This is a genomic window from Streptomyces sp. 3N207, from assembly GCF_052246355.1.
GTDB lineage: Bacteria > Actinomycetota > Actinomycetes > Streptomycetales > Streptomycetaceae > Streptomyces.
Window position 1 is genome coordinate 126,941 of the sequence record NZ_JBQQBV010000001.1, and the last position, 23,431, is coordinate 150,371.

The 23,431-nt window shown below is 71.3% G+C and carries 20 protein-coding genes and 1 pseudogene; 9 read left to right on the forward strand and 12 right to left on the reverse strand.

The window, feature by feature from the left end; genetic code table 11:
- Positions 1-65: 65 nt before the first annotated feature.
- Positions 66-2,429: an ABC transporter family substrate-binding protein gene (locus ACTWP9_RS00570; RefSeq protein WP_443243908.1), complete on the reverse strand. Its 2,364-nt coding sequence runs from the start codon at positions 2,427-2,429 to the stop codon at positions 66-68.
- A gap of 319 nt (positions 2,430-2,748) precedes the next feature.
- Between ACTWP9_RS00570 and ACTWP9_RS00575 the strand changes: the two genes are divergently transcribed.
- The 7 genes from ACTWP9_RS00575 (at position 2,749) to ACTWP9_RS00605 (ending at position 9,879) form a co-directional block, all read left to right on the forward strand.
- The gene (locus tag ACTWP9_RS00575; protein WP_443243909.1) at positions 2,749-3,369 is read left to right on the forward strand and encodes a Uma2 family endonuclease; all 621 of its coding nucleotides are present in this window, start codon (positions 2,749-2,751) and stop codon (positions 3,367-3,369) included.
- Between the two features lie 126 nt (positions 3,370-3,495).
- Entirely contained in the window at positions 3,496-3,783 is a 288-nt protein-coding gene (locus ACTWP9_RS00580) for a hypothetical protein (RefSeq protein ID WP_443243910.1), read from the forward strand.
- A gap of 82 nt (positions 3,784-3,865) precedes the next feature.
- The gene (locus ACTWP9_RS00585; protein ID WP_443243911.1) at positions 3,866-4,717 is read left to right on the forward strand and encodes a hypothetical protein; all 852 of its coding nucleotides are present in this window, start codon (positions 3,866-3,868) and stop codon (positions 4,715-4,717) included.
- 16 nt (positions 4,718-4,733) lie between these two features.
- Positions 4,734-6,737 (forward strand): fumarate reductase/succinate dehydrogenase flavoprotein subunit, encoded by a 2,004-nt coding sequence (locus ACTWP9_RS00590; protein ID WP_443243912.1) that lies wholly within the window; start codon positions 4,734-4,736, stop codon positions 6,735-6,737.
- A gap of 53 nt (positions 6,738-6,790) precedes the next feature.
- On the forward strand, positions 6,791-7,594 hold the full coding sequence (locus ACTWP9_RS00595; RefSeq protein ID WP_443244366.1) for a succinate dehydrogenase/fumarate reductase iron-sulfur subunit: 804 nt from the start codon (positions 6,791-6,793) through the stop codon (positions 7,592-7,594).
- A gap of 145 nt (positions 7,595-7,739) precedes the next feature.
- A complete protein-coding gene (locus ACTWP9_RS00600; protein ID WP_443243913.1) occupies positions 7,740-9,179 on the forward strand; it encodes a sensor histidine kinase in 1,440 nt (479 codons plus the stop codon).
- Positions 9,180-9,192: 13 nt separating this feature from the next.
- Entirely contained in the window at positions 9,193-9,879 is a 687-nt protein-coding gene (locus ACTWP9_RS00605) for a response regulator (RefSeq protein WP_443243914.1), read from the forward strand.
- A 94-nt stretch (positions 9,880-9,973) separates the two neighbouring features.
- Here ACTWP9_RS00605 and ACTWP9_RS00610 read toward each other — a convergent pair whose 3' ends face one another.
- The 9 genes and pseudogenes from ACTWP9_RS00610 to ACTWP9_RS00650 form a co-directional block, all read right to left on the reverse strand.
- Positions 9,974-10,705 carry a phosphatase PAP2 family protein gene (locus ACTWP9_RS00610; RefSeq protein WP_443243915.1) on the reverse strand — a complete coding sequence of 244 codons (732 nt, stop codon included), beginning with the start codon at positions 10,703-10,705 and terminating at the stop codon, positions 9,974-9,976.
- A 98-nt stretch (positions 10,706-10,803) separates the two neighbouring features.
- Entirely contained in the window at positions 10,804-11,691 is an 888-nt protein-coding gene (locus ACTWP9_RS00615) for an ABC transporter permease (protein ID WP_443243916.1), read from the reverse strand.
- A complete protein-coding gene (locus tag ACTWP9_RS00620; RefSeq protein ID WP_443243917.1) occupies positions 11,688-12,665 on the reverse strand; it encodes an ATP-binding cassette domain-containing protein in 978 nt (325 codons plus the stop codon). The genes ACTWP9_RS00615 and ACTWP9_RS00620 overlap by 4 nt, the downstream gene beginning before the upstream one ends.
- Positions 12,652-13,122, reverse strand: a complete 471-nt coding sequence (locus tag ACTWP9_RS00625) for a lasso peptide biosynthesis B2 protein (RefSeq protein WP_443243918.1) — start codon at positions 13,120-13,122, stop codon at positions 12,652-12,654. The genes ACTWP9_RS00620 and ACTWP9_RS00625 overlap by 14 nt, the downstream gene beginning before the upstream one ends.
- Positions 13,119-13,379, reverse strand: a complete 261-nt coding sequence (locus ACTWP9_RS00630) for a lasso peptide biosynthesis PqqD family chaperone (protein WP_443243919.1) — start codon at positions 13,377-13,379, stop codon at positions 13,119-13,121. Before ACTWP9_RS00630 ends, ACTWP9_RS00625 begins: the two co-directional genes overlap by 4 nt.
- The gene (locus tag ACTWP9_RS00635; RefSeq protein ID WP_443243920.1) at positions 13,376-15,316 is read right to left on the reverse strand and encodes an asparagine synthase-related protein; all 1,941 of its coding nucleotides are present in this window, start codon (positions 15,314-15,316) and stop codon (positions 13,376-13,378) included. The genes ACTWP9_RS00630 and ACTWP9_RS00635 overlap by 4 nt, the downstream gene beginning before the upstream one ends.
- A gap of 388 nt (positions 15,317-15,704) precedes the next feature.
- Positions 15,705-15,830: a lasso RiPP family leader peptide-containing protein gene (locus ACTWP9_RS00640; RefSeq protein ID WP_209238150.1), complete on the reverse strand. Its 126-nt coding sequence runs from the start codon at positions 15,828-15,830 to the stop codon at positions 15,705-15,707.
- 200 nt (positions 15,831-16,030) lie between these two features.
- Positions 16,031-16,927, reverse strand: a complete 897-nt coding sequence (locus ACTWP9_RS00645) for an ABC transporter permease (RefSeq protein ID WP_443243921.1) — start codon at positions 16,925-16,927, stop codon at positions 16,031-16,033.
- A pseudogene (locus tag ACTWP9_RS00650) lies at positions 16,914-17,813 on the reverse strand (ATP-binding cassette domain-containing protein); the annotation flags it as partial. The gene ACTWP9_RS00645 and the pseudogene ACTWP9_RS00650, both read right to left, overlap by 14 nt.
- Before the next feature lie 212 nt (positions 17,814-18,025).
- On the opposite strand from ACTWP9_RS00650, the gene ACTWP9_RS00655 reads away from it, so the two are divergent.
- Both ACTWP9_RS00655 and ACTWP9_RS00660 read left to right on the forward strand, forming a co-directional pair.
- On the forward strand, positions 18,026-19,387 hold the full coding sequence (locus ACTWP9_RS00655) for a sensor histidine kinase (RefSeq protein WP_443243922.1): 1,362 nt from the start codon (positions 18,026-18,028) through the stop codon (positions 19,385-19,387).
- Positions 19,384-20,070, forward strand: coding sequence for a response regulator (locus ACTWP9_RS00660; protein ID WP_443243923.1), 687 nt, complete (start codon positions 19,384-19,386; stop codon positions 20,068-20,070). The genes ACTWP9_RS00655 and ACTWP9_RS00660 overlap by 4 nt, the downstream gene beginning before the upstream one ends.
- 169 nt (positions 20,071-20,239) lie before the next feature.
- Here the strand turns inward: ACTWP9_RS00660 and ACTWP9_RS00665 are convergent, their stop codons facing one another.
- Together ACTWP9_RS00665 and ACTWP9_RS00670 are read right to left on the reverse strand one after the other, a co-directional pair.
- Positions 20,240-20,920, reverse strand: coding sequence for a response regulator transcription factor (locus ACTWP9_RS00665; RefSeq protein WP_443243924.1), 681 nt, complete (start codon positions 20,918-20,920; stop codon positions 20,240-20,242).
- 204 nt (positions 20,921-21,124) lie between these two features.
- Positions 21,125-23,191 (reverse strand): ATP-binding SpoIIE family protein phosphatase, encoded by a 2,067-nt coding sequence (locus ACTWP9_RS00670; RefSeq protein ID WP_443243925.1) that lies wholly within the window; start codon positions 23,189-23,191, stop codon positions 21,125-21,127.
- Between the last annotated feature and the right edge of the window lie 240 nt (positions 23,192-23,431).

A 23,431-nucleotide genomic window follows, 5' to 3' on the forward strand; every position in this document is an offset into this window, starting at 1 on the left:
CGCGAAGCGCCGGACGGGGCCGCTGTGCGGTCCGTCCGGCGCTCGGTGAGGCGGGGCAGGGTGGCTCAGCTCCTGCGGTAGCCCATGTCCTCGTAGACGGGGGTGGAGAAGCCGAAGGCACCCACGTTGACCAGGTTCCGCTTGGCCGCCACCAGCTGGGGCCGCTGGTAGAGCGGCAGTGAACCGGACACCGCCCAGATCCGCTGGTCGGCCTTCTGCATCAGCTCCCGGCGCCGTCCGTCGTCCAGCTCGCCCGCCGCCTGCTCGAAGAGCTGGTCGATCCGGTCGGTACCGACCCGGGCGTAGTTCTGCTCGACCACCAGCGAGCCGTCCGACGCGGGCCGCGGCTTGGCGAAGATCGGCCGCGCCTCGGTGGCGGGGAACGCCGTCGCGGGCCATGAGTACAGCGCCAGGTCGTAGTCACCCGCCGCGATGTGGTCCTTGAAGTAGCTGTCGCCGGACACTTCCTTGATCTGCGTACGGATGCCGACCTCGTTCAGCATCCGTGCGATGCGCTTGCCGGTGTCCCTCAGCTGTGCGGAGCCCTTGCCGCCCGGCAGGACGAACCGCAGTGCGAGGGGCTTGCCGTCCTTGCTGCGCACCCCGCTGGCCGGGTCGCCCGCCAGCAGCCGTAGTTCCCGGGCCGTCGCCTGCACCGTTTCGGCCGTCTCCAGCGCCGCCCTGGCACGGCTCAGCTTGCGCTCGGAGCCGGCTTGTCTGGCAGAGGCGAGGCTGGAGTGCGCGGCCTGGGCGAGGATGGCGCCCCGCTGGGCCGTGGCCGAGACGGAGAGGCCCAGCGGTTTGTCGACGACCCGGGCGATCTGCGCGGCGGTCAGCCGGACGACCGACGACTCGGCCTCCCCGCGGTGGGGCGCGCCGCCCCCCGCGTCGGGGGAGCCGGCCGCGGCGGACGGCTCGGCGGGCCCGCCGTCGGCCCGCTTCTCCTTCTTCTCCCCCTTGTCCTGTGCCTTCTCCCCCTTGTGCGCTGCGTGGGCGTTCTCGGCGGACTTCTCGGCGCCCGCCCCGCCGAGGCCGCCGGTCTTCCAGCCCGCGTCGGCCAGCAGGGACTGTGCGGAGTCGGCGTCCGCGCTGCCGAAGTCGCCGCTGTTGTCCTGGTAGCCGTCCTGGTTGGTCATCCGCAGATGGCTGCCGAGCGGCTTGTCCGGCAGCCCCGTTCCGTCGAACGCCTTCTCGGCCAGCTCGTCCCGGTCGATGGCGCGAGCCACCGCGCGGCGTACCCGCTCGTCGGCGAGGGGGCCGCCGGCGCCGTTGAGGGTGAGCTGGGTGTAGGCGGGGTCCAGCGCCCGGCGTACCTCGTATCTGCCCAGGTGCCGCGCCGCCGAGGCGCCGAACCGCTTACGGGCCTCCCGCTTGCGCGCCTCGCGCCGCTCGGCCTCGCGCTTCTTGGCGTCCTGCGCGTTCTTGGCACCCGCGGCGCTGTCCGGGCTCACCGGGCCGCCGAGCCCGTTCGCGGCGCCGACCCGCTTGGCCGCTGCGGCGCTGACATCGGCGACGTCCACCTCCCCCTTCGCCAGCGCCTTGGCCGCCTTGGCGCGGGGTACGGCGGTCAGCACGATGCGGTCCAGCTTGGCGCGCTCGCCCCACCACCGCGGGTTGCGTTCGAGGACCGTACGGTCACGGTTCTTGCCCGCCTTGACGACGCGGAACGGGCCGGCCGCCGCGGGCAGCGCGGTGCGGATGCCGTCGTTGAAGACCTTGGGCTTGCTCATGGCCTGCTTGGGGTAGAGCGGCGTGAACAGCGAGCGCCAGTCCGCGTAGGGCTTGCCGAAGACGACCTTGACCTCGTCGGCACCCTCACCCTTGGTGACCTTCCGGATACGGTCGTATCCGGCGTTCCGCGCCGTCCAGTAGGCGTTGTTCTTGCCGCGCAGCGCCTTCCACTGGGCACGGAAGTCCGCCGCGCCCAGCCGGCGGCCGTCGCTCCAGCGGGCCTTCGGGTTGAGCTTGTAGACGACGGTCTGCCGCGGCTCGGTCTCCGTGACCTCGGCATCGCGCAGAAAGTTCTCGTCGGTCTGCGCCCGGCCGCGCTCGTCGAGGGTGAACAGCGTGGGCAGGGTGGCGGCGGCGACCCGCTTGGTGGCCTCGGCCGAGTCAGGCTGGAAGACGTTGAAAGTGGTGGGCGCCGCGTCCACCGCCCAGCGCACGGTGCCGCCGGAGGCGACCTGCTGCCGCTCGGTTGCGCGTACGTCGCCGCCGCTGTCTGCCGAGCCGCTGCCGGTGTTGACCTCGGCGTCCTGCGAGTCCGAGCCGCCACAGGCCGCCAGCGGCAGTGGCAGCAGCAGACCGGCGACGAGCGCCGCCGCCCAGCGCCGGCTCCGGCAGGGCCGGACGGTCGCGGCACGGCTGAGGGGCTCCCCTGGCTGTGGCGGCCTCGGGGGCCTTCGTGATTCGGCTGGGACGGCTCGCATGCTCAAACCTCCGGGGCTGGCCGCGCGTCCGCGTACATCCACTTTCGGCGGTTTTGGCGGCTCATCACATCTTTTCGCCCCACTGAAAGCGAGCCCACGCCCGAGACCGGGAAGACACGTCGTACGGAGCACACTTGCCACTCGTGCGGAGCAGCCCCCATGCGCTTCAGAGGCGCACACCCTCGCCCTCGCACCCCCGCGCCACCCGTACGGACCAACCAGCGCCCAAACCCCGCACATGGCTTCGCGCCGGGCCGCAGGATGCTCCCGGGGTGTCCGGCCCCGGCGTAATCTGGGAGAGCCACGAGGAGGACCTGCGATGACCGCCGAACCTGTGATGGAGCCGGTGAAGAAGGCCATGGACCCCGTCGACCTGCTGATCGCATTCGAAGAGGCATCCGATGAGCCGATTCGGCCGCAGTACATCGAGGGGATGGTCATCGTGCCGCCGCAGCCTGATGACGAGCACAACGATCTCGGGGGGGAGCTGTACTTCCAGCTCCGCACGGCTGGCTTCCGCCTGGCGGGCTTCGGCAACGGCTATCGGTCGGGTGTGAAGGGAGGAGAGACCCGAGCACTGCTGATCCCCGACTTCTACGTCCGGTGTCGCAGACCCTCCGAAGTCGATGAGGCATACCGCAAGGCTCACAAGGGCTGGTACCCGATCGAAATGCTGGCTCTCGCCGGCGAGGTCACCTCCAGCAATCACGAGACGGACTCAGGACCGAAGTACCGGGCCTATGCCGCAGCCGGAGTCCCCGTCTACGTGCTGATCCACCGCAAAGAAGGCAAGGCGTACGCGTTCTCCGACCCGGTTTCACACGAAGGTGACGACGGCGAGGCGCGGTACAAGACAACGTCCGAGGTCAAGCTCGGGGACCCGCTGCCTCTCCCCGCTCCCTTCCCCGCCCTCGACACCTCCGCGCTGATCCGGGACTGAGCCGCCCGCGGGGTCACGTACGGGCGGAAAGGCGTGTCGCACCCTTCACAAGCGGGAGTGTGACGCGCAACACTCGCCACGCGCATCGACCACGCAAGCCGCCACCACCGCGGAGGTGGGCAAGCCATGTCTCTGCACGATGAACTGACAGCCGCTCAGCGCTGTCTGGACGATCTCGCACGCTGCGTCAGCCGACTCGAGGGTCACATCGGCACCGGCCTGGAGATCCGCCGGGTACGCAGCGACGCCGAGCATCTGAAGGAGTCGCTCTCCCTGCTGAGAGCAACCGCCCCGCGGCCGATGTCCGAGCCGCACGCCGAGATGGTGACCATCCCCGACCAGCCCTACGACCCGGGCTTGTGGACGGATGTCGACGACGAGGGGCTCGGAGCGCGCGACCGGCACGCACCGTGACTCGTTGGACAACGAGTCGTTGAAGGCAGGCCCTGGCTGCCCGGGCCTGCCCTGACCCCAGCCGTCTCATCCGGAGAAACCGTTGGCCACTGGCACCGAACCCCAACAGAGCACGGGGCCCCGACCTCCCGCGGGCCCCCAGCCCACCGGCGTGCACACCAGCACGCGCGCCGCCATCGCCGAACCGCACCTGCGCAAGGACCGCTGGTGGCTCGCGCCCGCCGCGACAGCGCTCGGGCTGCTGGCATTCGTCGTCTACTCGACCTGGCGTGCGTTCGCGAACACGGACTACTACCACGCGCCGTACGTCTCGCCGTTCTACTCGCCCTGTCTGGCGGACAACTGCGCGACGATGAAGGACGGGCCCAACTGGAGCCTGTTCGGCGAGTGGTGGGGGCTGTCGCCCGCGCTGCTCATCCTGATCTTCCCGCTGGGCTTCCGGCTCACCTGCTACTACTACCGCAAGGCGTACTACCGCGGTTTCTGGGCCTCTCCGCCGGCCTGCGCGGTGGCCGAGCCGCACAAGAAGTACACCGGCGAGACCCGCTTCCCGCTGATCCTGCAGAACATCCACCGCTACTTCTTCTACGCGGCGATGCTGGTCGCGGTGATCCTCACCTGGGACACCGTGCTCGGCTTCCGGGACGAGAAGTACGAGTGGGGCCATATGGGCCTGGGCACGCTGGTGTTCCTCGCCAACATCGTGCTGATCTGGGCGTACACCCTCTCCTGCCACTCCTGTCGGCACATCGTCGGCGGCAGACTGCGGCACTTCTCCAAGCACCCGGTGCGGTACCGGCTGTGGGGCTGGGTCGGAAAGCTCAACGAGCGGCACATGCTGCTCGCCTGGGCCTCGTTGCTCAGCGTGGCGCTGGCGGACTTCTACGTCTACCTGCTCGCCACCGGCACCATCACCGACCCGCGGCTCTTCTGAGAGGGACAACAGCGACATGGCACACGTCGAACGTCAGCAGTGGGACGTCGTCATCGTCGGCGCGGGCGGCGCCGGACTGCGGGCCGCGATCGAGGCACGGGAGCAGGGCCTGCGTACCGCGGTGATCTGCAAGTCCCTCTTCGGCAAGGCCCACACGGTGATGGCCGAGGGCGGTATCGCCGCCAGCATGGGCAACGTCAACGAGGGCGACAACTGGCAGGTGCACTTCCGCGACACCATGCGCGGCGGCAAGTTCCTCAACCAGTGGCGGATGGCCGAGCTCCACGCCCGCGAAGCACCCGACCGGGTATGGGAGCTGGAGACCTGGGGCGCCCTGTTCGACCGGACACCGGACGGGCGGATCTCGCAGCGCAACTTCGGGGGCCACGAGTATCCGCGGCTCGCGCACGTCGGCGACCGGACCGGCCTGGAGCTGATCCGTACGCTCCAGCAGAAGGTCGTCTCGCTCCAGCAGGAGGACTACCAGGAGAGCGGTGACTACGAGGCCCGTATCAAGGTCTTCCAGGAGTGCACCGTCACCCAGGTCTTGAAAGAACCCAGCAGCCTGAAGGAGCCCGGTCCGAACGCCGGGGAGCCGGACCGGGTTTCCGGTGTCTTCTGCTACGAGCGGGAGAGCGGCCGGTTCTTCGTCATCGAGGCACCGGCGGTGGTATTGGCGACCGGTGGCATCGGCAAGTCGTTCAAGGTGACCTCCAACTCCTGGGAGTACACCGGGGACGGGCACGCGCTGGCGCTGCTGGCCGGGGCGTCGCTGATCAACATGGAGTTCGTGCAGTTCCACCCCACGGGGATGGTCTGGCCGCCGTCGGTGAAGGGCATCCTGGTCACCGAGTCGGTACGGGGTGACGGCGGGGTGCTGCGCAACTCCGAGGGCAAGCGGTTCATGTTCGATTACGTCCCGGACGTCTTCAAGGACAAGTACGCCGAGTCCGAGCAGGAAGCCGACGGCTGGTACGAGGACCCCGACAAGCATCGCCGCCCGCCCGAGCTGCTGCCCCGCGACGAGGTGGCGCGCGCCATCAACGCCGAGGTCAAGGCGGGGCGCGGCTCTCCGCACGGCGGCGTCTTCCTGGACGTCTCCACCCGGATGCCCGCCGAGACGATCAAACGGCGGCTGCCGTCCATGCACCACCAGTTCCGCGAGCTGGCCGACGTCGACATCACGGCGGAGCCCATGGAGGTCGGACCGACCTGCCACTACGTGATGGGCGGCGTGGACGTCGAATCGGAGACCGCAGCGGCCCAGGGCGTGCCGGGGCTGTTCGCTGCGGGTGAGGTCGCCGGCGGTATGCACGGCTCCAACCGGCTGGGCGGCAACTCCCTCTCCGACCTGCTGGTCTTCGGACGGCGGGCAGGGCTGTACGCCGCGGAGTACGCACGCGGCTGTGCCCAGGCGCGCCCGCGGGTGGAGGACGAGCAGATCGACGCGGCGGCGGCCGAGGCGCTGCGGCCCTTCGGCGTCGGTGCGGCACCCGCGGGCGAGGAGACGGCCGAGGGGCCGGAGGAGCTGGTCGAGAACCCGTACGCGGTGCACCAGGACCTCCAGCGGGCCATGAACGACCTGGTGGGCATCATCCGCCGCGAGGAGGAGATGTCCGAGGCGCTGGAGCGCCTCGCCGAGCTGCGTGAACGCGCCCGCCGCGCGAAGGTGGAGGGGCACCGGCAGTTCAACCCCGGCTGGCACCTCGCCATCGACCTGCGCAACATGCTGCTGGTCAGCGAGTGTGTGGCCCGGGCCGCGCTGAACCGTACGGAGTCGCGCGGCGGGCACACCCGCGACGACTACCCCGAGATGGACCGCGAGTGGCGCCGCGCCAACCTCGTCTGCACGCTCGCGGCAGCCGAAGGCGCGGCAGCCGCCGAGGCCGAGGCGGGCCGCGCCGGGCGGATCGCGCTGCGGCGCCGCGAGATGCCGCCGATCCGCAAGGACCTCCTTGAGCTGTTCGAGAAGGAGGAGTTGATCAAGTACCTGACCGACGAGGAGCTGACGAGCGAGTGACTACGGAAGCGCATCACGGTGCGGGGCCGGGAACCGAGGACATCGACGGCGCGGTGAGCGGCGGCGCCCCGGACACGACGCGGCCGGAGACGAGCTACGACGCGCACTTCAAGGTCTGGCGCGGCGATGTGGACGGCGGCGGCCTGGAGGACTTCACGGTCGAGGTGAACGAGGGCGAGGTCGTCCTCGACATCATCCACCGCCTCCAGGCGACCCAGGCCCCCGACCTCGCGGTCCGCTGGAACTGCAAGGCCGGCAAGTGCGGTTCGTGCAGCGCGGAGATCAACGGGCGGCCCCGGCTGCTGTGTATGACACGTATGTCGGTCTTCGACCGCGCCGAGACCCTCACGGTCACCCCGCTGCGAGCCTTCCCGGTGGTCCGGGATCTGGTGACCGACGTCGGCTTCAACTACGACAAGGCACGCCAGGTTCCCTCTTTCGTACCGCCGCAGGATCTCGGGCCCGGCGAGTACCGGATGCAGCAGGAGGACGTCGGGCGCTCGCAGGAGTTCCGCAAGTGCATCGAGTGCTTCCTGTGTCAGGACACCTGCCATGTGGTGCGGGACCACGAGGAGAACAAGACGGCCTTCGCCGGGCCACGGTTCCTGATGCGGATCGCCGAGCTGGACATGCACCCGCTGGACGCCGCCGAGGACACCGGTCTGGACCGTAAGACCACGGCGCAGGACGACCACGGGCTCGGCTACTGCAACATCACCAAGTGCTGTACGGAGGTCTGCCCGGAGCACATCAAGATCACGGACAACGCCCTGATCCCGCTCAAGGAACGGGCCGCTGACCGGAAGTACGACCCGCTCGTCTGGCTGGGTAACAAGATCCGCCGTCGGACCACGTGAAACGGCGTAGGGCGTCGTGAAAACGGCGCAGGGCGATGTGAAAACGGCGTAGGACTCGAAAGCGGCGCAAAGCGGTCTCGCGGCCGGTGACTCTTCGACTTTCGGCAGTGTCACCGGCCGCCCCGTGCGCTCTACCGTCGCCCCTGTGACCGTTGTACGCAGTCAGCTCACCACCCACGCCCTCACCGCGGCAGCCGGGCTTGCGGCGCTCCTCGGGGTGCTCGCCGGACCGTGGTGGCTCGCGCCGGCCGCCGGCTGTGCCTTTCTCGCCGGTCGGCGTCCGGGCAGCGCCCGCGTACCGGGGCTGTTCCTCGCCGGGGCCCTCGCCGCGAGCATGACGGCGGCCCTCGCGCACCCGGCCTGGCTGACGGCGGGTACGCGGTTCGTGGCGGTGGCGCTCACCGCCGGGATGCTCTCGTGGTGCGCGGGGCGCTTCTGGTGGCAGTACCAGGAGCTGGCCCGCGCAGGCTGGGAGCGGGCCGAACAGCTGGCGCGGGAACGCGAGCTGGTCGCCGACCAGGCGCGACTGCGCGAACGGTCCCGTATCGCACAGGACATGCACGATGCGCTCGGCCATGAGCTGAGCCTGCTCGCCCTCTCCGCCGGCGCCCTCAAGCTTGCCGACGGCCTGGACACTCAGCACCGCAAGGCCGCCGAGGACATCAGAAGCCGCGCCGAGACGGCGGTGGACCGGCTCGGCGAAGTCATCGGCGTGCTGCGGGAGACGGCTGAGGGCGCACCCACCCGCCCGCAGGACACCAGCATCCAGCGCCTGGTCGAGGAGGCGTCGGCCGCCGGGCTGTCCGTCACGGCACGGATCGAGAGCGAGCCGGACGACGACACGCACGGGCCGCCGCTGCATTCGCTGCGGGCCGCGCACCGCGTCGTCCAGGAGGCACTGACGAACGCCGCCAAACACGCACCGGGTGCCGGCGTCACGGTCGATGTGGCCTATGAGACGGACGGGATACGGGTGGCGGTGCAGAACGGTCCCGCCGCCGTACTGCGCAACGCGGAGGAGGCCCGGCCGCGGGTCGGCGGACGTGGGCTGATCGGCCTCGACGAGCGGGTCCGGCTGGCAGGCGGCACGTTCGGCTGCGGACCGACGCCGGACGGCGGCTTCGCCGTACGGGCCATGCTCCCGCGCACCGGGACACCCCAGCCGCCGGCCGCCTCGGCCGCCTCGGCCGCGCCGTATGCCGGACCGGTGCTGGAGCGGCAGCACGCCCGCCGCAGGCTGGGCCGTACGGCGCTCACCGCCGTCACTGCCTGCCTGTCCCTGGGGGCCCTGTTGGGCGGGGCGCTGACCTGGTGGGACATGCTGGTCACCGAGCGGGCGGTGCTGTCGGCCGAGGACTTCGGCCGGCTGCGGGCCGGGCAGCAGCGGGCGCGGATCGCCCCGTACTTGCCCGACGAGCAGACCCGGCACCGGCCCGCCGCCGCCCCGCCCCCGCCGCAGAGAGCCGGAACCACGTGCGAGTACTACGCGATGACCGCCAACCCCTTCGACGACCGCTCCGGCGATGCGTACCGGCTCTGCTTCCGCGCGGGCACGCTGGTCTCCGCCGAGGCGCTGCGCGCATGAGGGGCTTCGAGCGATGACCGTACCGACGATCCGCGTACTGATCGCCGACGACGAGCCCATGGTGCGTACGGGCGTACGGGCGATCCTGAGCACCGATCCCGCCATCGAGGTCGTCGCCGAGGCGGGGGACGGACACGAGGCCGTCGAACTGGCGCGCCGGCACCGGCCCGATGTGGCCGTGCTCGACATCCGGATGCCCAAGGCCGACGGCATCGAGACGCTGGCCGTGCTGGGCCGGACCGTACCGGGCACCCGCGCGGTGATCCTGACGACGTTCGGCGAGGACGACTACATCCTCCAGGCGCTGAGCGGCGGCGCCGCCGGTTTCCTGGTCAAGGCCGGAGAGCCGGAGGAACTGCTCGCGGGCGTACGGGCGGTGGCCGACGGAGCCGCCTATCTCTCCCCGAAGGTGGCGGCCCGCGTCATTGCCCATCTCGCGGCGACCGACGCCGGTTCGACGGCCGGCCGCCGCGCCTCCGCCCGCTCCCGGGTGGACGCGCTGACGGTCCGCGAGCGGGAGGTCCTCTCCCATCTGGGCGCCGGACTGTCCAACGCGCAGATCGCGCGGCGCCTGCGGGTGGTGGAGGGCACGGTGAAGGCCCATGTCAGCGCCGTCCTGGCAGGCTTGGGCGTGGACAACCGCGCGGCGGCGGCCGTGGTGGCCCACGAAGCGGGATTGGTGCCGCCGCCCATGGCTTAGTGCTTGCCGGCATGAGGGCTGCGCTTGCCCACCCTGCGCCCTGGGGGCACCCCCTGCTCGAAGAGCTTGGGGGAGCACCCGCAGCCTGCGGACGTCAGGAAGGGGCACCCTCTTTCCAGGACAGGGGCTGGGCGGGCGGCGCCGCAACGCGCCGCCGGGGCCACACCAGCACCGCCGCGGCGGCGCATGCCGCACCCAGCAGGGCGCCCGCCAGCACATCGTGCGGATAGTGCACTCCCACCAGCACGCGCAGCAGCGCCGCGGCGCCGGCCAGTGGCAGCGTCACCGCCGCGAGGCGGGGCAGCGTCAGGGCGAGCCCCACGGCCAGCGCGGCGGCCAGCGTGGCGTGGTTGCTCGGGAACGACCAGTCGCCAGGCGGCGGACACTCCGCCACGGGGTCGATCCCGGCCAGCGCCCGGCACGGCCGCTCCTCGTCCACCACCAGCTTCAGCGCCTCGCTCGCCGCGTACGCCATGACGGTGCCGACGCCCGTCAGCACCACGCCCACCAGCCGCGGGTCCTTCGCACGTCCGCCGCGCCAGCCACGCCATCCCACCCAGAGCAGCAGCAGGCCGAGGGCGACCAGGGTGCCCTCCGTGGCCAGTTCGAAGAGCCCGCCCAGCCAGTCGGGGCCGCCCTCGGCGACCTCGCTCAGCTCCCGGTAGAGGGACGCTGAGGTCCCGTCCGTGATGCGTACCGGTGCTTCTCTGCCGAGCCCGCCCGGCCAGACCGCCAGGACTCCCGCGCCGCCGGCCAACAGCACCGCCACCGCACCGAGCGGCCCGCGTGCAGCCGGCCTTCGTCGTATTCCTCGTTCCGTGGACATGGCACGGAAGCTACGGTCGGCGCCCGGCCACCGGCCCGGCCCGAAAGTCGGCCCGGGGGTTGGTCGTTCGTCAGGGTTGACGTACTGCCGCCCGTGGTTCACCCGCGGCGGGCGAAGCGCCGGGCAGCCGCGTAGAGCGTCAGGGCGGCGAGCGCGGTGATGAAGCAGACCTCCAGGGCGACCGGCGGGCTCCAGCCCGCTATCTGCGGCGGGCCCGCGTAGCCGCCCATGTCGAGTTCGCCGGGGAGGGTGCGGCGTACCGCATCGACGGCGTAGGTCAGCGGGTTGAGGTGGACGACGATGCCCAGCCAGCGGGGCAGCCCGCTGGGCGAGAACATCGCGCCGGACAGGAACATCAGCGGCATCAGGGCCAGCCCCATCAGGACCTGGAAGGTCTGGATGCGCTGGATCGTGACGGCCGCCAGCATGCCGCCCGCGGTGAACAGCAGGGCGATGACGGCAACTTCGAGCAGGGCGACCAGCAGCAGCGGATGGTAGGCGATGCCGACGGTGCCGGAGATGGCGAGCACCAGCCCGCCGTAGACGGCCCCGCAGGTGGCACCGCCCAGCGACAGGCCCAGCAGCAGGCTGACCCGGTGCACCGGCGCGACCATCGCCTGACGCAGCATTCCGCTCTGCCGGTCCATCACCACGGACAGGCCGACGGCCAGCGCGGGCGCCTGTGTCGCCATCACCAGGACGCCGGGGAAGAGGAAGCTGCGGAACTGTGCGAAGGCATCCCCTGCCGTGGTGCTCATCGACTCCAGCCCGGTGCCCATGACCAGCAGAAACATCACGGGCGTCAGCAACCCCATGACGATCTGCACCTTGGTGCGCAACAGCCGCACCATCTCGCGGTGCCACAGCACCCGGACCGCCCGCAGCTCGCGGGCGAGACGCGCGCGCCCGGCCCCTGCCTCCCCTGCCGTCGGAAGCCCCGGCGGTACGGCCCCGGTCCCCTGCGGTACGGCCTGTACGGCGCTCATCGCCGCCTCCCCACGTCGTCGACGGTCGGCGGACCGCTGCGTTCGGTACGGATGGTGCGCCCGGTGTGGTGCAGGAACACATCGTCGAGCGAGGGCGGGGTCACGGTCGCCGACAGCACCGGAATGCCCGCCTCGGCACAGAACTTCGGTACGAACGCCGCACCGTCCGCGACGCTCAGCCGCACCCCGTCAGGACCGGACGACGCCTCGATACCGAAGCGCTCCCGTACGACGCGTACCGCGTCCGCGTCGTCACGGGTGCGTAGCAGTACCGTGTCGCTGGCCACCTCCGACTTCAGCTCGGCGGGGCTGCCCTCCACCTCGACCTGGCCGTTGTCCATGATGGCGAGCCGGTCGCAGTGCTCGGCCTCCTCCAGGTGGTGCGTGGTCAGGAAGAGGGTGATGCCGCGCTCCTCCCGCAGCCGGTGCAGGTGCTCCCAGATGACAGAGCGGGTCTGCGGGTCCAGGCCGGTGGTCGGCTCGTCCAGGAAGAGCACCTGCGGGGCCGTCAGCAGCCCCCGCGCGATCTCCAGCCGGCGCCGCATGCCGCCGGAGAACTCCCGCACCGGGCGGCCTCGGCACTCGGTCAGACCCACCAGGTCGAGCATCGCCGCCACCGTACGGCGGCCCTCCCGCCAGGGGATACCGAACAGCTCAGCATGGAAGCGCAGCGCCTCCTGCGCCGTCAGGTCCAGATCGAGCGTCGTCTCCTGGAAGACAAGCCCGAGGCGTTCGCGTACCGCGTGCGGCTCGGCCACCACATCGTGCCCGGCGACGAAGGCCCGCCCGGCTGTGGGGCGCAGCAGGGTGCACAGCATGCTGATGGTCGTCGTCTTGCCCGCACCGTTCGGCCCGAGGAAGCCGAACGTCACCCCGCGGGGCACGGCCAGATCGAGCCCGACGACCGCGGTGACGTCGCCATAGGTCTTGCCCAGATCCTCGGTACGGACCGCCAACTCGTCAGCCGTGGCCATGGCGTGCCCCCTCCTCCGCGCGGAGCGGCCTTCCCGCGCGGGCCGGCTGGGCGCGTACGGCGATCACCGTGCGGAAGGCGTCGAGCGCCTGGCCTTCCCCGACCGGTTCGCCGTCCGCCTCGATCCAGGCGTGCGCCCCGAACGGCCTGGTACGGAACCCCGAGCACCAGTCCGGCCACTCGCCGTGCAGGCGGCACAGCAGCACCGCGGCAACGGTCCGTTGCAGGCAGCCGAGCCCGGCGCAGCGCACGCTCACGGAGATGGCGGCCTGCCGTGCGTACAGTGCACGCTCCCGTCCGGCCGGCCGGGCACCGCGGCTGAGCACCGTCAGTACCCGGCGCAGCCGACCGGGCTTCAGCTTCACCAGCAGCCGGGCCGCCCCGACCGCCATTCGCGCCTCCAACTGCCGGTGCGGTGCCAGCCGTACCGTGCGCTCCCCCACTCCTGGCAGACTCATCGCGTCACCAGCAGTCCGGCGGTCTTGAGCGCGTCGACCAGTCCGCGCACATCCGCGGTGGCCCGCTCCAGGAACTCGGGGCCGGCGGCGCTCAGCTGCTCGGCCGCCTGCTGTGGTGTGCTGCCCTCCAGGAGCATCCGCAGCGCGGTGGCGCCCGAACCGTTCAGCCGCCAGAAGCGGCCGTCCTTCTCGTTGAGCAGCACCACTCCGGATTCGGTCTCGGTCAGGATGACCTCGCGGGGCAGGGCGAGCGTCATGATGCCTCCTTCAGCGGAGTCGTCGGCAGTGGTGAGGTGTGCGGCAACTCGGTTTGGTTGTCCGGCGACTTGGTCCAGGTGTGCGGCAGCTCGGGGTGGGTGTGCGGGGAGCGCAGCCATGCCTCGACGGCGACGGTGTTCTCCAAGTGCGCTGCGTAGCGGCCCTCGTCGGACGGGCTGAGCAGCGCCGTACGCAGTACGTCAGCGTCCGCGAGGCCCCGCGAGGCCAGCCGCAGCCCGGCGCACATCGCGACTGCCGCCTCTTTCCCGCGCGCCAGGCCCTCGTACAGCTCGGCGCTGAACTCGCCCTTGTCGGTGCGGTCGAGGATGTCCTGCGGAACGATGCCGCGCATGGCCGCCGTCAGCATCGGCTTGAAGCGGCCGGATGGCATCCGCTCGGACAGCCGTACGGACAACGCCGCCTCGATCACCTGGTCGTCGAGGAACGGCGCTTCCCAGCCGATGCCGTATCGCGCCATGGCCCGCGCGGTCTGCCGGATGGTGGTGCCCTCGAAGGCCAGGTACTCCAGCACCTGGTGCCCGAACCGGTCGCCGTCCAGCGGCGGCGTGCCCGCACGGGCTTCGGCCAGCAGCGCCCCGCGCACCAGATCGACCGCCTCGGGCGTACTCCATGCGGGCATCCGCAGCTCCCCCGTCCAGCCGAAGCCGACCTGCCAGCGCTGCGGCGGCGGACCGGTCAGCTTCCCTGCGAGTTCGCGGAGAGCTTCGGGAAAGCCCGAGCGGTCGGCCAGCCCGCGCACGGTGGCCGACAGCGGCCAGCGGTTGAGCAGCTGTCGGCGGCGGATCTGCGGGAGTGCGACGCGGGGCTCGGTACGGAGCATGGCCCACAGGCCGTTGGGCAGCGGGCCGAACAGTTCATCGCCGCCGAGCCCCATCAGATGCAGCCGGGAGCCCGCCTCGGCCGCCGTGCGGGACAGCGCCCGCAGATGGGGGCCGCCCCAGCGCCAGTTGAGCGGGCCCTCACCGCCGTCGGGCTCGTCCGTGCCACCGTCCACCTCGTCGGCAACGAGGCCGAAGTGCCGCGCTGAGTGGTCATGCGCCAGATCGGTGTGCTGCACGGTGGAGCCGAAGTGCGCTGCGGCCAGCCGGGCCCAGCGGTGGTCGGGGTTACGCGGGTCCAGCGGAACCGCGTGGTAGGTGCGGGTGGGCGCTGCCACATCATCCGCGACGAAGCACAGCGAGGTGGAGTCCAGCCCACCCGACAGATCCGCGCTGAGCGTGCCCGCCGACTCCGCCCGCACCCGCACGCTCTCACGGAGAGCCTCCCGCAGCGCCGCCGCGGCCTGCGGCAGCGGGGTCTCCGGCGCGGGCCGCTGCCACCAGCGCCGCTCACGCGCGGTGCCGTCGGGCGCAAGCTCCAGCCAGTGCCCCGGAGTGACCGCCTCGACTCCGCGCCACACCGACCGGCGGGACAGCGGCCAGGGCATATACGGCGTCAGCAGCCGGGCTGCCAGTACTGCCTCGTCACATGGCGCCTCGGCGAGCGCGGCGAGCGGCGCGGGACCGCTCGCCGCAACCGTCACGCCCGCGACCCGGACGGTGAAGATCTGCCGCGCGGTCGAAAGCGCCCCCTGCGCCCGCACCCGCCCCTCGAAGCTGGCCACCAGATGGCAGCAGCCCGCCGTCGAGCGGGCCGCGCCGTCGAGTCCGGACAGCGATCCTGCCCGGTCCAGCACGCGCCGCAGCCGGTCGCCCGCGGGCCGGGTGTGGCCGAACACCGCCAGCCGCCGCGCCCCGCAGGCCACAGCCTGGACCGCATCCCCGGCGCCGCTGTCCCTGTCCCCAGCCCCGTCCCACCAGCCGAGCAGCCAGGGCCGACCGGAGCCGTGCGGGATCACCGTGGCCGCGCCGAGCGCCGGAGTACGGGCAACGAGATCCTCGGCGGCGGGATGGTCGGGAAGAATGAGAAAGTCCATGTCCAGCGCATCTCCTGATTGCGTGGCGACAGGCGGGCGGCATCTGTGTGCGCCCTCGTCCCGCCTCGATGCCTACGAGACGGCTTGGCCTGGTGGCCGGAAAGGGCAGGGCCGGGGCAAGGGCAGGGCAACGGCAAGGGAGGGCCAGGCCAGGAAAGGCAGAGCCACGGCCAGGAGGCCATTGCGACGGACAGGAAGGTCAGTGGCCGGGAGGTCAATGGCCGGGAGGTCAATGGCCGGGAGGTCAATGGCCGGGAGGTCAATGGCCGGGAGGTCAATGGCCGGGAGGTCAATGGCCGGGAGGTCAATGGCAAGGAACGGCAGTGGCCGGGAAGGTCGCTTCCCGGCCACTCACTTACGCCGGCTCAGCCGTGCGACTGTGCGAGCCTCAGATGCACCACAGCGCGCGGCCGCAGCCGAGGAAGTCCGGGCAGTCGCCCGACGGCAGGCACTGCGTCAGTTCCTCGAAGTCGCCGAGCTCGGTCAGCGCCGGGGGCTCGTAGGTGTGCTCCATGGGATCCTCCGTGAGAGTCATCGGTCGGTTGGGCGATGTCGGCCGATGCACCGCCGTAACCCGTGAACACCACTGACGGTAAATCCCCTTGTGTCCCTGCGACTTGGGACAGTGGTCCCTACTATGTCCCGTTGTTCCGGCTTCCCCCTGGCTTCCCCCTACAACCCGTTGGTCCGGCCCCCTCCACCCTGCGGCAGCCTTCACACCTCCCTGCGCCGGAAGGCGAGCCAGCCGATGAGCAGGGCCAGCGCCGTCCAGCCGACGACGACGAGTATGCCTCCCCAGGGGCCGAGGGACGGGTCCGCGTCGGCGCCCACCTTCAGCGCCTGGATGCCCGCTTTGTCGGGCAGATAGCGCGCCGCGTCCTTCAGCCCGGGAACGGCCTGGCTGAGCGGCGAGACGGCGAACAGGAACACATACATCGCCCCCAGCGCGAAGGCCGTGGAGCGCACCGCTGTCGCCACTCCGAAGGCCAGCAGCGCGATCAGCGTCAGATACACCGTGCCCAGCACCATGCCCCGCACCACGCCGGGCTCGGCCATCGAGACGCCGTGCTCACCGAGCCCCACCTGGTCGAGGAGCCAGGACAGCACCACGGTGACCGCCGCCAGGGGCAGCGTCACGGCGGTGCACACGGCGGCCTTCGCCAGATACAGCCGCCCGCGCCGGGGCACCGCCGCGAGGGAGACCCGGATCATGCCGCTGCCGAACTCGCCGGTGATCAGCAGCACTCCGAAGGCGACCAGCCCCAGCTGCGTGTACCAGACCATGTTGAAGCCGGAATCCAACGCGTTGAAGTCCGGCCGCACCCTGCCGTTGTCGGCCTCCAGCGCCTTGCTGACCGAGATTCCGGAGATCAGCGCGAGGCCGATGCTGACCGCGAAGGTGGCCACCAGCACGGCGAGGGTGGAGCGCAGCGTACGGGCCTTCGTCCACTCGGCGCGGATCGCCCCCCACAACGCCCTCCCTCGCACGGCCGGGAGGGCAGAGACCCCGGAGGAGGAGCGCGAGGCATCACCCGAACCGGCGGAGCTCGAGGAGCCCGAGGAGCCCGAGGAGCCCGAGGATGCGGCGGCGGTGGCCTCAGAGGACGCCATGACCGGCACCTCCCCGCAGGCCGGCGCCGCTGCCGGCCGTGAACTGCGTTTCGCGTGCGGTCATCTCCAAGAACGCCTCCTCCAGCGAGGTCGACTCCCCCGCCAGCTCGTCGAATCCGATGTCATGGGCGCGGGCCAGCTTCGCCACGTCGCGGCTCTCCAGCCCCGTCACTCGCAAGGTGCCGTCCGGCTCGGGCTCCGCCTCGGCACCCGCTTCCCGCAGCAGCCCGCACAGCCGCTCGGGCTCATGGCTGCGGATACGGACCACGCTGCGGCAGTGCTCGGCGGTGAAGTCGGCCAGGCTGGTGTCGGCCAGCAGCCGGCCGCGCCCGATGATGACCAGATGGTCGGCGGTGACGGCCATCTCGTTCATCAGATGGCTGGAAAGCAACACCGTGTACCCGGCGGCGGCCCGCTCCTTGAGCAGGTTGCGGAGCCAGTGCACGCCCTCCGGGTCGAGCCCGTTGACCGGCTCGTCCAGCAGTAGCACGTCCGGGTCGCCCAGCAGCGCGGCGGCGATGCCCAGCCGTTGGGACATACCGAGCGAGAAGCCGCCCGAGCTGCGTCCCGCCACGTCGGAGAGGCCGACCATGCCGAGCACCTCACGCACGCGGGACTGCGGGATGCGGTGGGTACGGGCCAGCCATAGCAGATGGTGGTAGGCGCTTCGGGTGCGCTGGGTCGACTTGGCCTCCAGCAGGCCCCCGACGCGCAGCAGCGGGTCGGTCAGTTCCCGGTAGGGCTTGCCGAACAGCAGGGCCTGGCCCGCGTCCGGCTCGCCCAGGCCGAGCAGCAGCCGCAGCGTGGTCGACTTGCCCGCGCCGTTGGGACCGAGGAAGCCGGTGACTCTTCCCGGCCGCACCACGAAGCTCAGGTCGTCGACGGCCCGCGTGGGGCCGTAGGACTTGGTCAGATGCTGGACTTCAATCACGCATCGAGCATGGCTCCGGGCCCGGCCCCCACACATCGGACCGGGCTCCGAAGTTTCCGCCGGGACCAGGGGTGGACGGGACCTGGTTCGCACAGCTCGATTCCTACCGTGGTCTGACCGACCGTGGTCGGACGTGCGGAAGGCAGGTTGCGGGCTACGGTGTGCGAGTGGCCGGTGACTCCGGGGAGAGCAAGGAAGTACAGCGTCGTAGCTGGGTGCAGGTCAGCCTGACCCGGCGACAACTCATGGCATGGGACGGTGCCGCGGCGCTGGCCTTCGCCCTGCTCTACGCCGTGCTGTCCCCCGTGCAGCACGGAGCCCCGGCCCCCGCAGCGCTCCAGTGGCCGCTGCTCCTCGCGATGAGCCTGCCGCTGGCCGTGCGCCGCGTGTGGCCGCGCACCGTACTGCTGGTCGTCGTCGCGGCATCGGCGGCAGCCGCGGTGCTTGACGTGCTTCTGGAGCCGTTCCTGGCGGTGGCGTATGCGCTGTACGCGGTTGCCGTGACCACCACCAGGGCGGGCCGTGCGGTGCGGTGGGTCGTCGTCTGCGGCAGCGCGCTGATCCTGCTTCTGCTTGTCGCCGGTGGCACTCCGTCGGCCACCTTCGGCGCGGGGCTGCCGGCCTGGCTCTCCGGCCTTATCGTCTGCGGGCTGACCTGGGCCTCCGGGCAGGCCATCCGGGAGCGGCGTGCCTATGCCGAGCGGGCGGCCCGGCAGTTGGCGCTCAACGCGGTGGCGCAGGAGCGGCTGCGGATCGCACGCGAGTTGCACGATGTGGTCGCGCACCACGTCGGGGTGATCGCCGTGAAGGCGGGCGTCGCGCGTCATGTGGCGGCGGTGGCGCCCGAGGAGGCGACCGAGGCGCTGCGGGTCATCGACCAGGAGAGCCGTACGGCGCTCCAGGAAATGCGGGGCATCCTGGGCCTGTTGCGCAATGAACCCGACGGGGAGGAAGAGCCGCGCCACCCGGACCGCAGCCTGACCCACGAGGCGGACATCCACGCACTGGTGCGCCGGGCGGGCGAGGCCGGCGTGGAGGTGGAGCTGAGCGCCGAGGGACTCGGCAGACTGCCGGACGGGGTGGCGCGGGCCGGGCACCGGGTGGTGCAGGAGGCATTGACGAACGTCATCAAGCACGCTGCTCCGTGCTACTGCCGACTCGTCCTGGCCACCGGGCTCGACGAGCTGCGGCTGGAGATCATCGACGACGGCGGTCACTGGCAGAGCCACGGCAGAAAGGGCGCGGCTCACTGGATGGCGCCCGGAGCTGCTCGTGGCACACGCCCGGGGACGGACGAGGCGGCCCCGCCCGGGGCCGGATCCGGGGCGGGGCAGGAGGCAGGGCACGGGTTGATCGGAATGCGGGAGCGAGTGGCGCTGTACGGCGGCGAGCTGACGGCGGCTCCGCTGCCGGGAGGGGGTTTCGCGGTGCGTGCCCGGATACCGCTGCGTGCGCGGCAGCTCTCGCCGGAGGACGCCGCACGAGAGGCGGCGCAGGACACGACTCAGGAGGCGTCACAGTCGAGATGAGCAATCTCCCCGATCCGGTCAGGGTGCTGATCGCCGACGACCAGGAGCTGCTGCGCGAGAGCTTCCGCGTGCTGGTGAATGCCGAACCGGGTCTTGAGGTCGTAGGGCTGGCCGAGGACGGTGACGCGGCGGTCCGGATGGCGGTGAGCGAGCACCCGGACGTGGTCCTGATGGACGTACGGATGCCCGGTCTCGACGGGATCGAGGCGACGCGACTGATCCGTACGCACCCGGACGCCGAGGGGGTGCGGGTGCTGGTGCTGACCATGTTCGACATGGACTCGTATGTGTTCGCCGCGCTGCGGTCCGGGGCCAGCGGCTTCCTCCTCAAGGACGTCGCCCCGGCCGATCTGGTGCGCGCCATCCGTACGGTGGCCGCGGGGCAGGGACTGCTGGCTCCGAGCGTGACGTCCCGGCTGATCGAGGAGTTCTGCCGCCAGCCGCAGAGCGTGCCGGCCGTCTCCGACAGCCTTGCTCCGCTGACGGGCCGGGAGCGTGAGGTGCTGCTGCTGGTGACCAGAGGGTTGTCGAACACGGAGATCGCCGCCGAGCTGCATGTGTCCATGGCCACGGTGAAGACCTACATCGGACGGCTGCTCGACAAGCTCGGTGCCCGGGACCGGGTCCAGCTGGTGATCACCGGGTACGAGCACGGCCTCGTCACGCCGTCCAAGGGGAAATGAACCCGACGTACGGACACAGAAGTGCAAGTAATTCCGGGGCCCCGGCCCCACGGACAGTCTCTCGAATACATTCTCACTATCCGTGAATTCCTGGGGAAAGATTTCCCACCGGAGCCCACCTCCACGCCGGATTCCGCGTCGGATTCACCGCCGGATTCCGCGCCGGAATTCAGACCTCCGCCGCTTTCTGCTCCACCCCTATCCCCGCGGCCCGCGCCCGCATCATGGCGGCGTTCCGGTCGGGGACTTCCAGCTTTCTGAAGAGGCCCGTGATGTGGTTGCGTACCGTCTTCTCCGCGAGCACGAGGCGACGGGCGATGCGCTTGTTCTCCCAGCCGAGCGCCAGCAGCTCCAGGATGTCCCGCTCCCGTTCGGTCAGCGTCGGGAAGGCCAGCCGACTGGGCAACTGGGGCAGCAGCCCCAGCCCGCCGCGCAGCCCCTCGGCCACCCCGGCCCCGAAGGCGGCGCCGCCCTCGGCGAGCAGATGTACCGATCTGAGCAGCGTACGAGCGCTTACGCTCTTCATCACATACCCCATCGCGCCGGAGCGGATCACCGAGACGACGGCCGCCGTACTGCCGTCGCCGGAGGCCACCAGCACCCGCGCCGGGCCCGCGCGCTGCCGCACCGGCTGGGCTTCGAGTGTCGGCAATCGCTGCGCCTCGGAGGTCAGCAGCCGCACCGTACGGGCCAGTCGGGCCGGGCTCGGGCCGCCGACGAGCACCACGTCCGCCTGCCCCACGAGTTCCCCGAGCGGGGGTGGTGTCCATCCGGCGCGCCGCTCCGGAATTCCCTGTTCCGCCACGACGGCGATCGTGCCGTCGGATTCCGCCGCCGCTCTGACGCCCATGCGATACAGCGGGTCGTCGTCAAGGATTATGAGCCGCACACCCATGCAGCACCCCCCGTTTCAAGAATCACTGATCCCCGAGCGGAAAGCTTATCGGGGCAGGGACCCAGAAAAAAGGGGCATCCAGACGTATGTGAGGATTCCATGCAACGCCCCGGAAAAGGGCGCTGCATTTCGGCCACTTTCTCGAACCAAGTGCGTCACTCAGAACAATTTCAGCAACGCCTCGGTCGGATCCGGAGCCGACCTGCCCTCTTCAGGGCGGGGCAACTGGAACCAGACGGCCTTCCCCGAGGGCACCCGGCGGCTCCCCCACCCCGTGCTGAGCAGATCCACCAGTTGCAGACCACGGCCGCCCTCGTCGGTGTCCCGGGCCCGGCGCCTGCGCGGCTGGACCTGGCCCGCGTCCCACACCTCGCACACCAGCGTGCGCTCCAGCAGCAGCCGCAGCCGGATGTTGCCCTCGCCGTACCGCAGCGCGTTGGTGACCAGCTCGCTCACCAGCAGCTCCGTGGTGTCGCTCAGCGCGTCCAGGCCCCAGGCGGCGAGCTGCTCACACGTCAGTTCGCGGGCCCGCGCCACCGAACGCGGCTCGGGGGGCAGCGTCCAGTCGCCGACGTGTTCGGGGTCGAGGCCCTGCACGCGGGCGACGAGCAGCGCGATGTCGTCCTCGCCGTGATGGACGTTGAGGGTGCGCAGCACCCGGTCCGCGGTGTCCTCCAGCGGCTCTGTGGCGTCGGTGAGCGCCGAGCGGAACCGGTCGAGCCCCTCGTCGAGCGGATGGTCGCGGGACTCGACCAGGCCGTCGGTGTAGAGGGAGAGCATCGCGCCCTCCGGCAGCTCGATCTCGATCTCCTCGAACGGCTCGCCGCCCACACCCAGGGGCACGCCCTTGGGGACTTCGAGAAGCAGCGCGGGCTCACCCGGCTCGACCATTATGGGCGGCAGATGCCCGGCGTTGGCGAATGTGCAGCGCCGCGATACCGGGTCGTAGACGGCGTAGATGCAGGTGGCCAGATACACCTCGGACAGATCGGTGTCGCTGCCCCGGTGTCCACGCTGCGGCTGCTGTCTGCGGGGGTCGCCGAGGCCGCGCGCGATCTCGTCCAGCGCGCCCAGCACTTCGGCCGGCTCCATGTCGGTGAGGGCCAGCGTGCGTACGGCGGTGCGCAGTTCGCCCATGGCGACGGCCGCGCGCAGCCCGCGCCCCATCACGTCCCCGACGACGATGGCGGTGCGGTGGCCCGGCAGTTCGATGACGTCGAACCAGTCGCCGCCCACCTCGGTTGCCGGGTTGCCCGGCAGATAGCGGCAGGCGATCTCCAGCCCGGCCGCCTCCGGGTCGCCCGGCGGCAGCAGGCTGCGCTGGAGGATGAGGGCGCGCTCGTGCTCCCTGCGGTAGAGCCGGGCGTTGTCGATACAGACCGCGGCACGGGCCGCCAGCTCCGCGGCGAGCGCCCCGTCCCGTTCGCCGAACGGCTCGCTGCCCTTGGCCCGCGAGAACTGCGCGAGCCCCAGCACCCGGTCCCGGGCGACCATGGGCACGGCGAGCGTCGACTGCACGACTGCTCCGAACTGCGCCGGGACGGTGCCGTCCTGGCTCGTGATGTTCTGCACCCGGCCGGTGCGCAGCGCTATCGCGAACGGGGAGTGCTCGGCGTAGCAGTGTGTGGAGCCGACCTCCGCGGGCTGGCCCGGCTGCGCAGCGGCGGCGACCGGAACGCCGTTGGCGCGGACGCGACCGGCGCCGCCCTGCCCAAGGGGGGCTCCCTGCCCAAGGGCACCTCCCTGCGCACCGGCACCGTCCTGCGTTGCGTCACGCGGGCCGACCACCGTCTCGCCGGTGCGGGCCTCCTCGTCCGGAAGTCCGTAGCCGTAGGGGGTGTTCGAGACGGCGCTGGCGAAGGCCACCCGGCGCAGCTCGCCGCGCGGCGAACCGATCGGCCCCCGGCGGCGCCGGGGCAGCTCGCTGGCCAGCCGCACCTCCGGCCCCTCACGCCGTACGGTGTCCGCCTGGTGGAAACCGGCATCCTCGGTGTCCTCGGGGACCGACGGCCCGACAGGGCGGGGCTCGTCCCCGGCCAGCACACTTTCGTAAAGGTCGACGGAGGCCAGGTCGCAGAACTGGGGCACCGCCACGTCCAGCAGTTCGCGGGCCGTGGTCTCCAGATCCAGTGAGTTGCCGATCCGCGCGCCCGCGGCGTTCAGCAGGGCCAGGGCACGACGTACGTCGTCCTGCTTACCGGCCGCCTCCACTGGGATATCGCTCAACGCCGCCCCTTCCACTGCCGGTGCTCGCCTCCGGTCCGAGCAGTGTGGCAGCCCGGAGAGCCATCCGGAGCCCGCTCTTCCCGATCGCCACAAGTCTTCCTCGTCACGACGAGGCAACATGCGCATGCCCCTGTTGTTCACGGGGGTCACCCCCTGACTCCTAACCAGGGAATGCCACGTCGAACCCCACGAGCGTGCACCGGCCCCGGACCGGTCCACTTGCTCATATCACGCCACCCC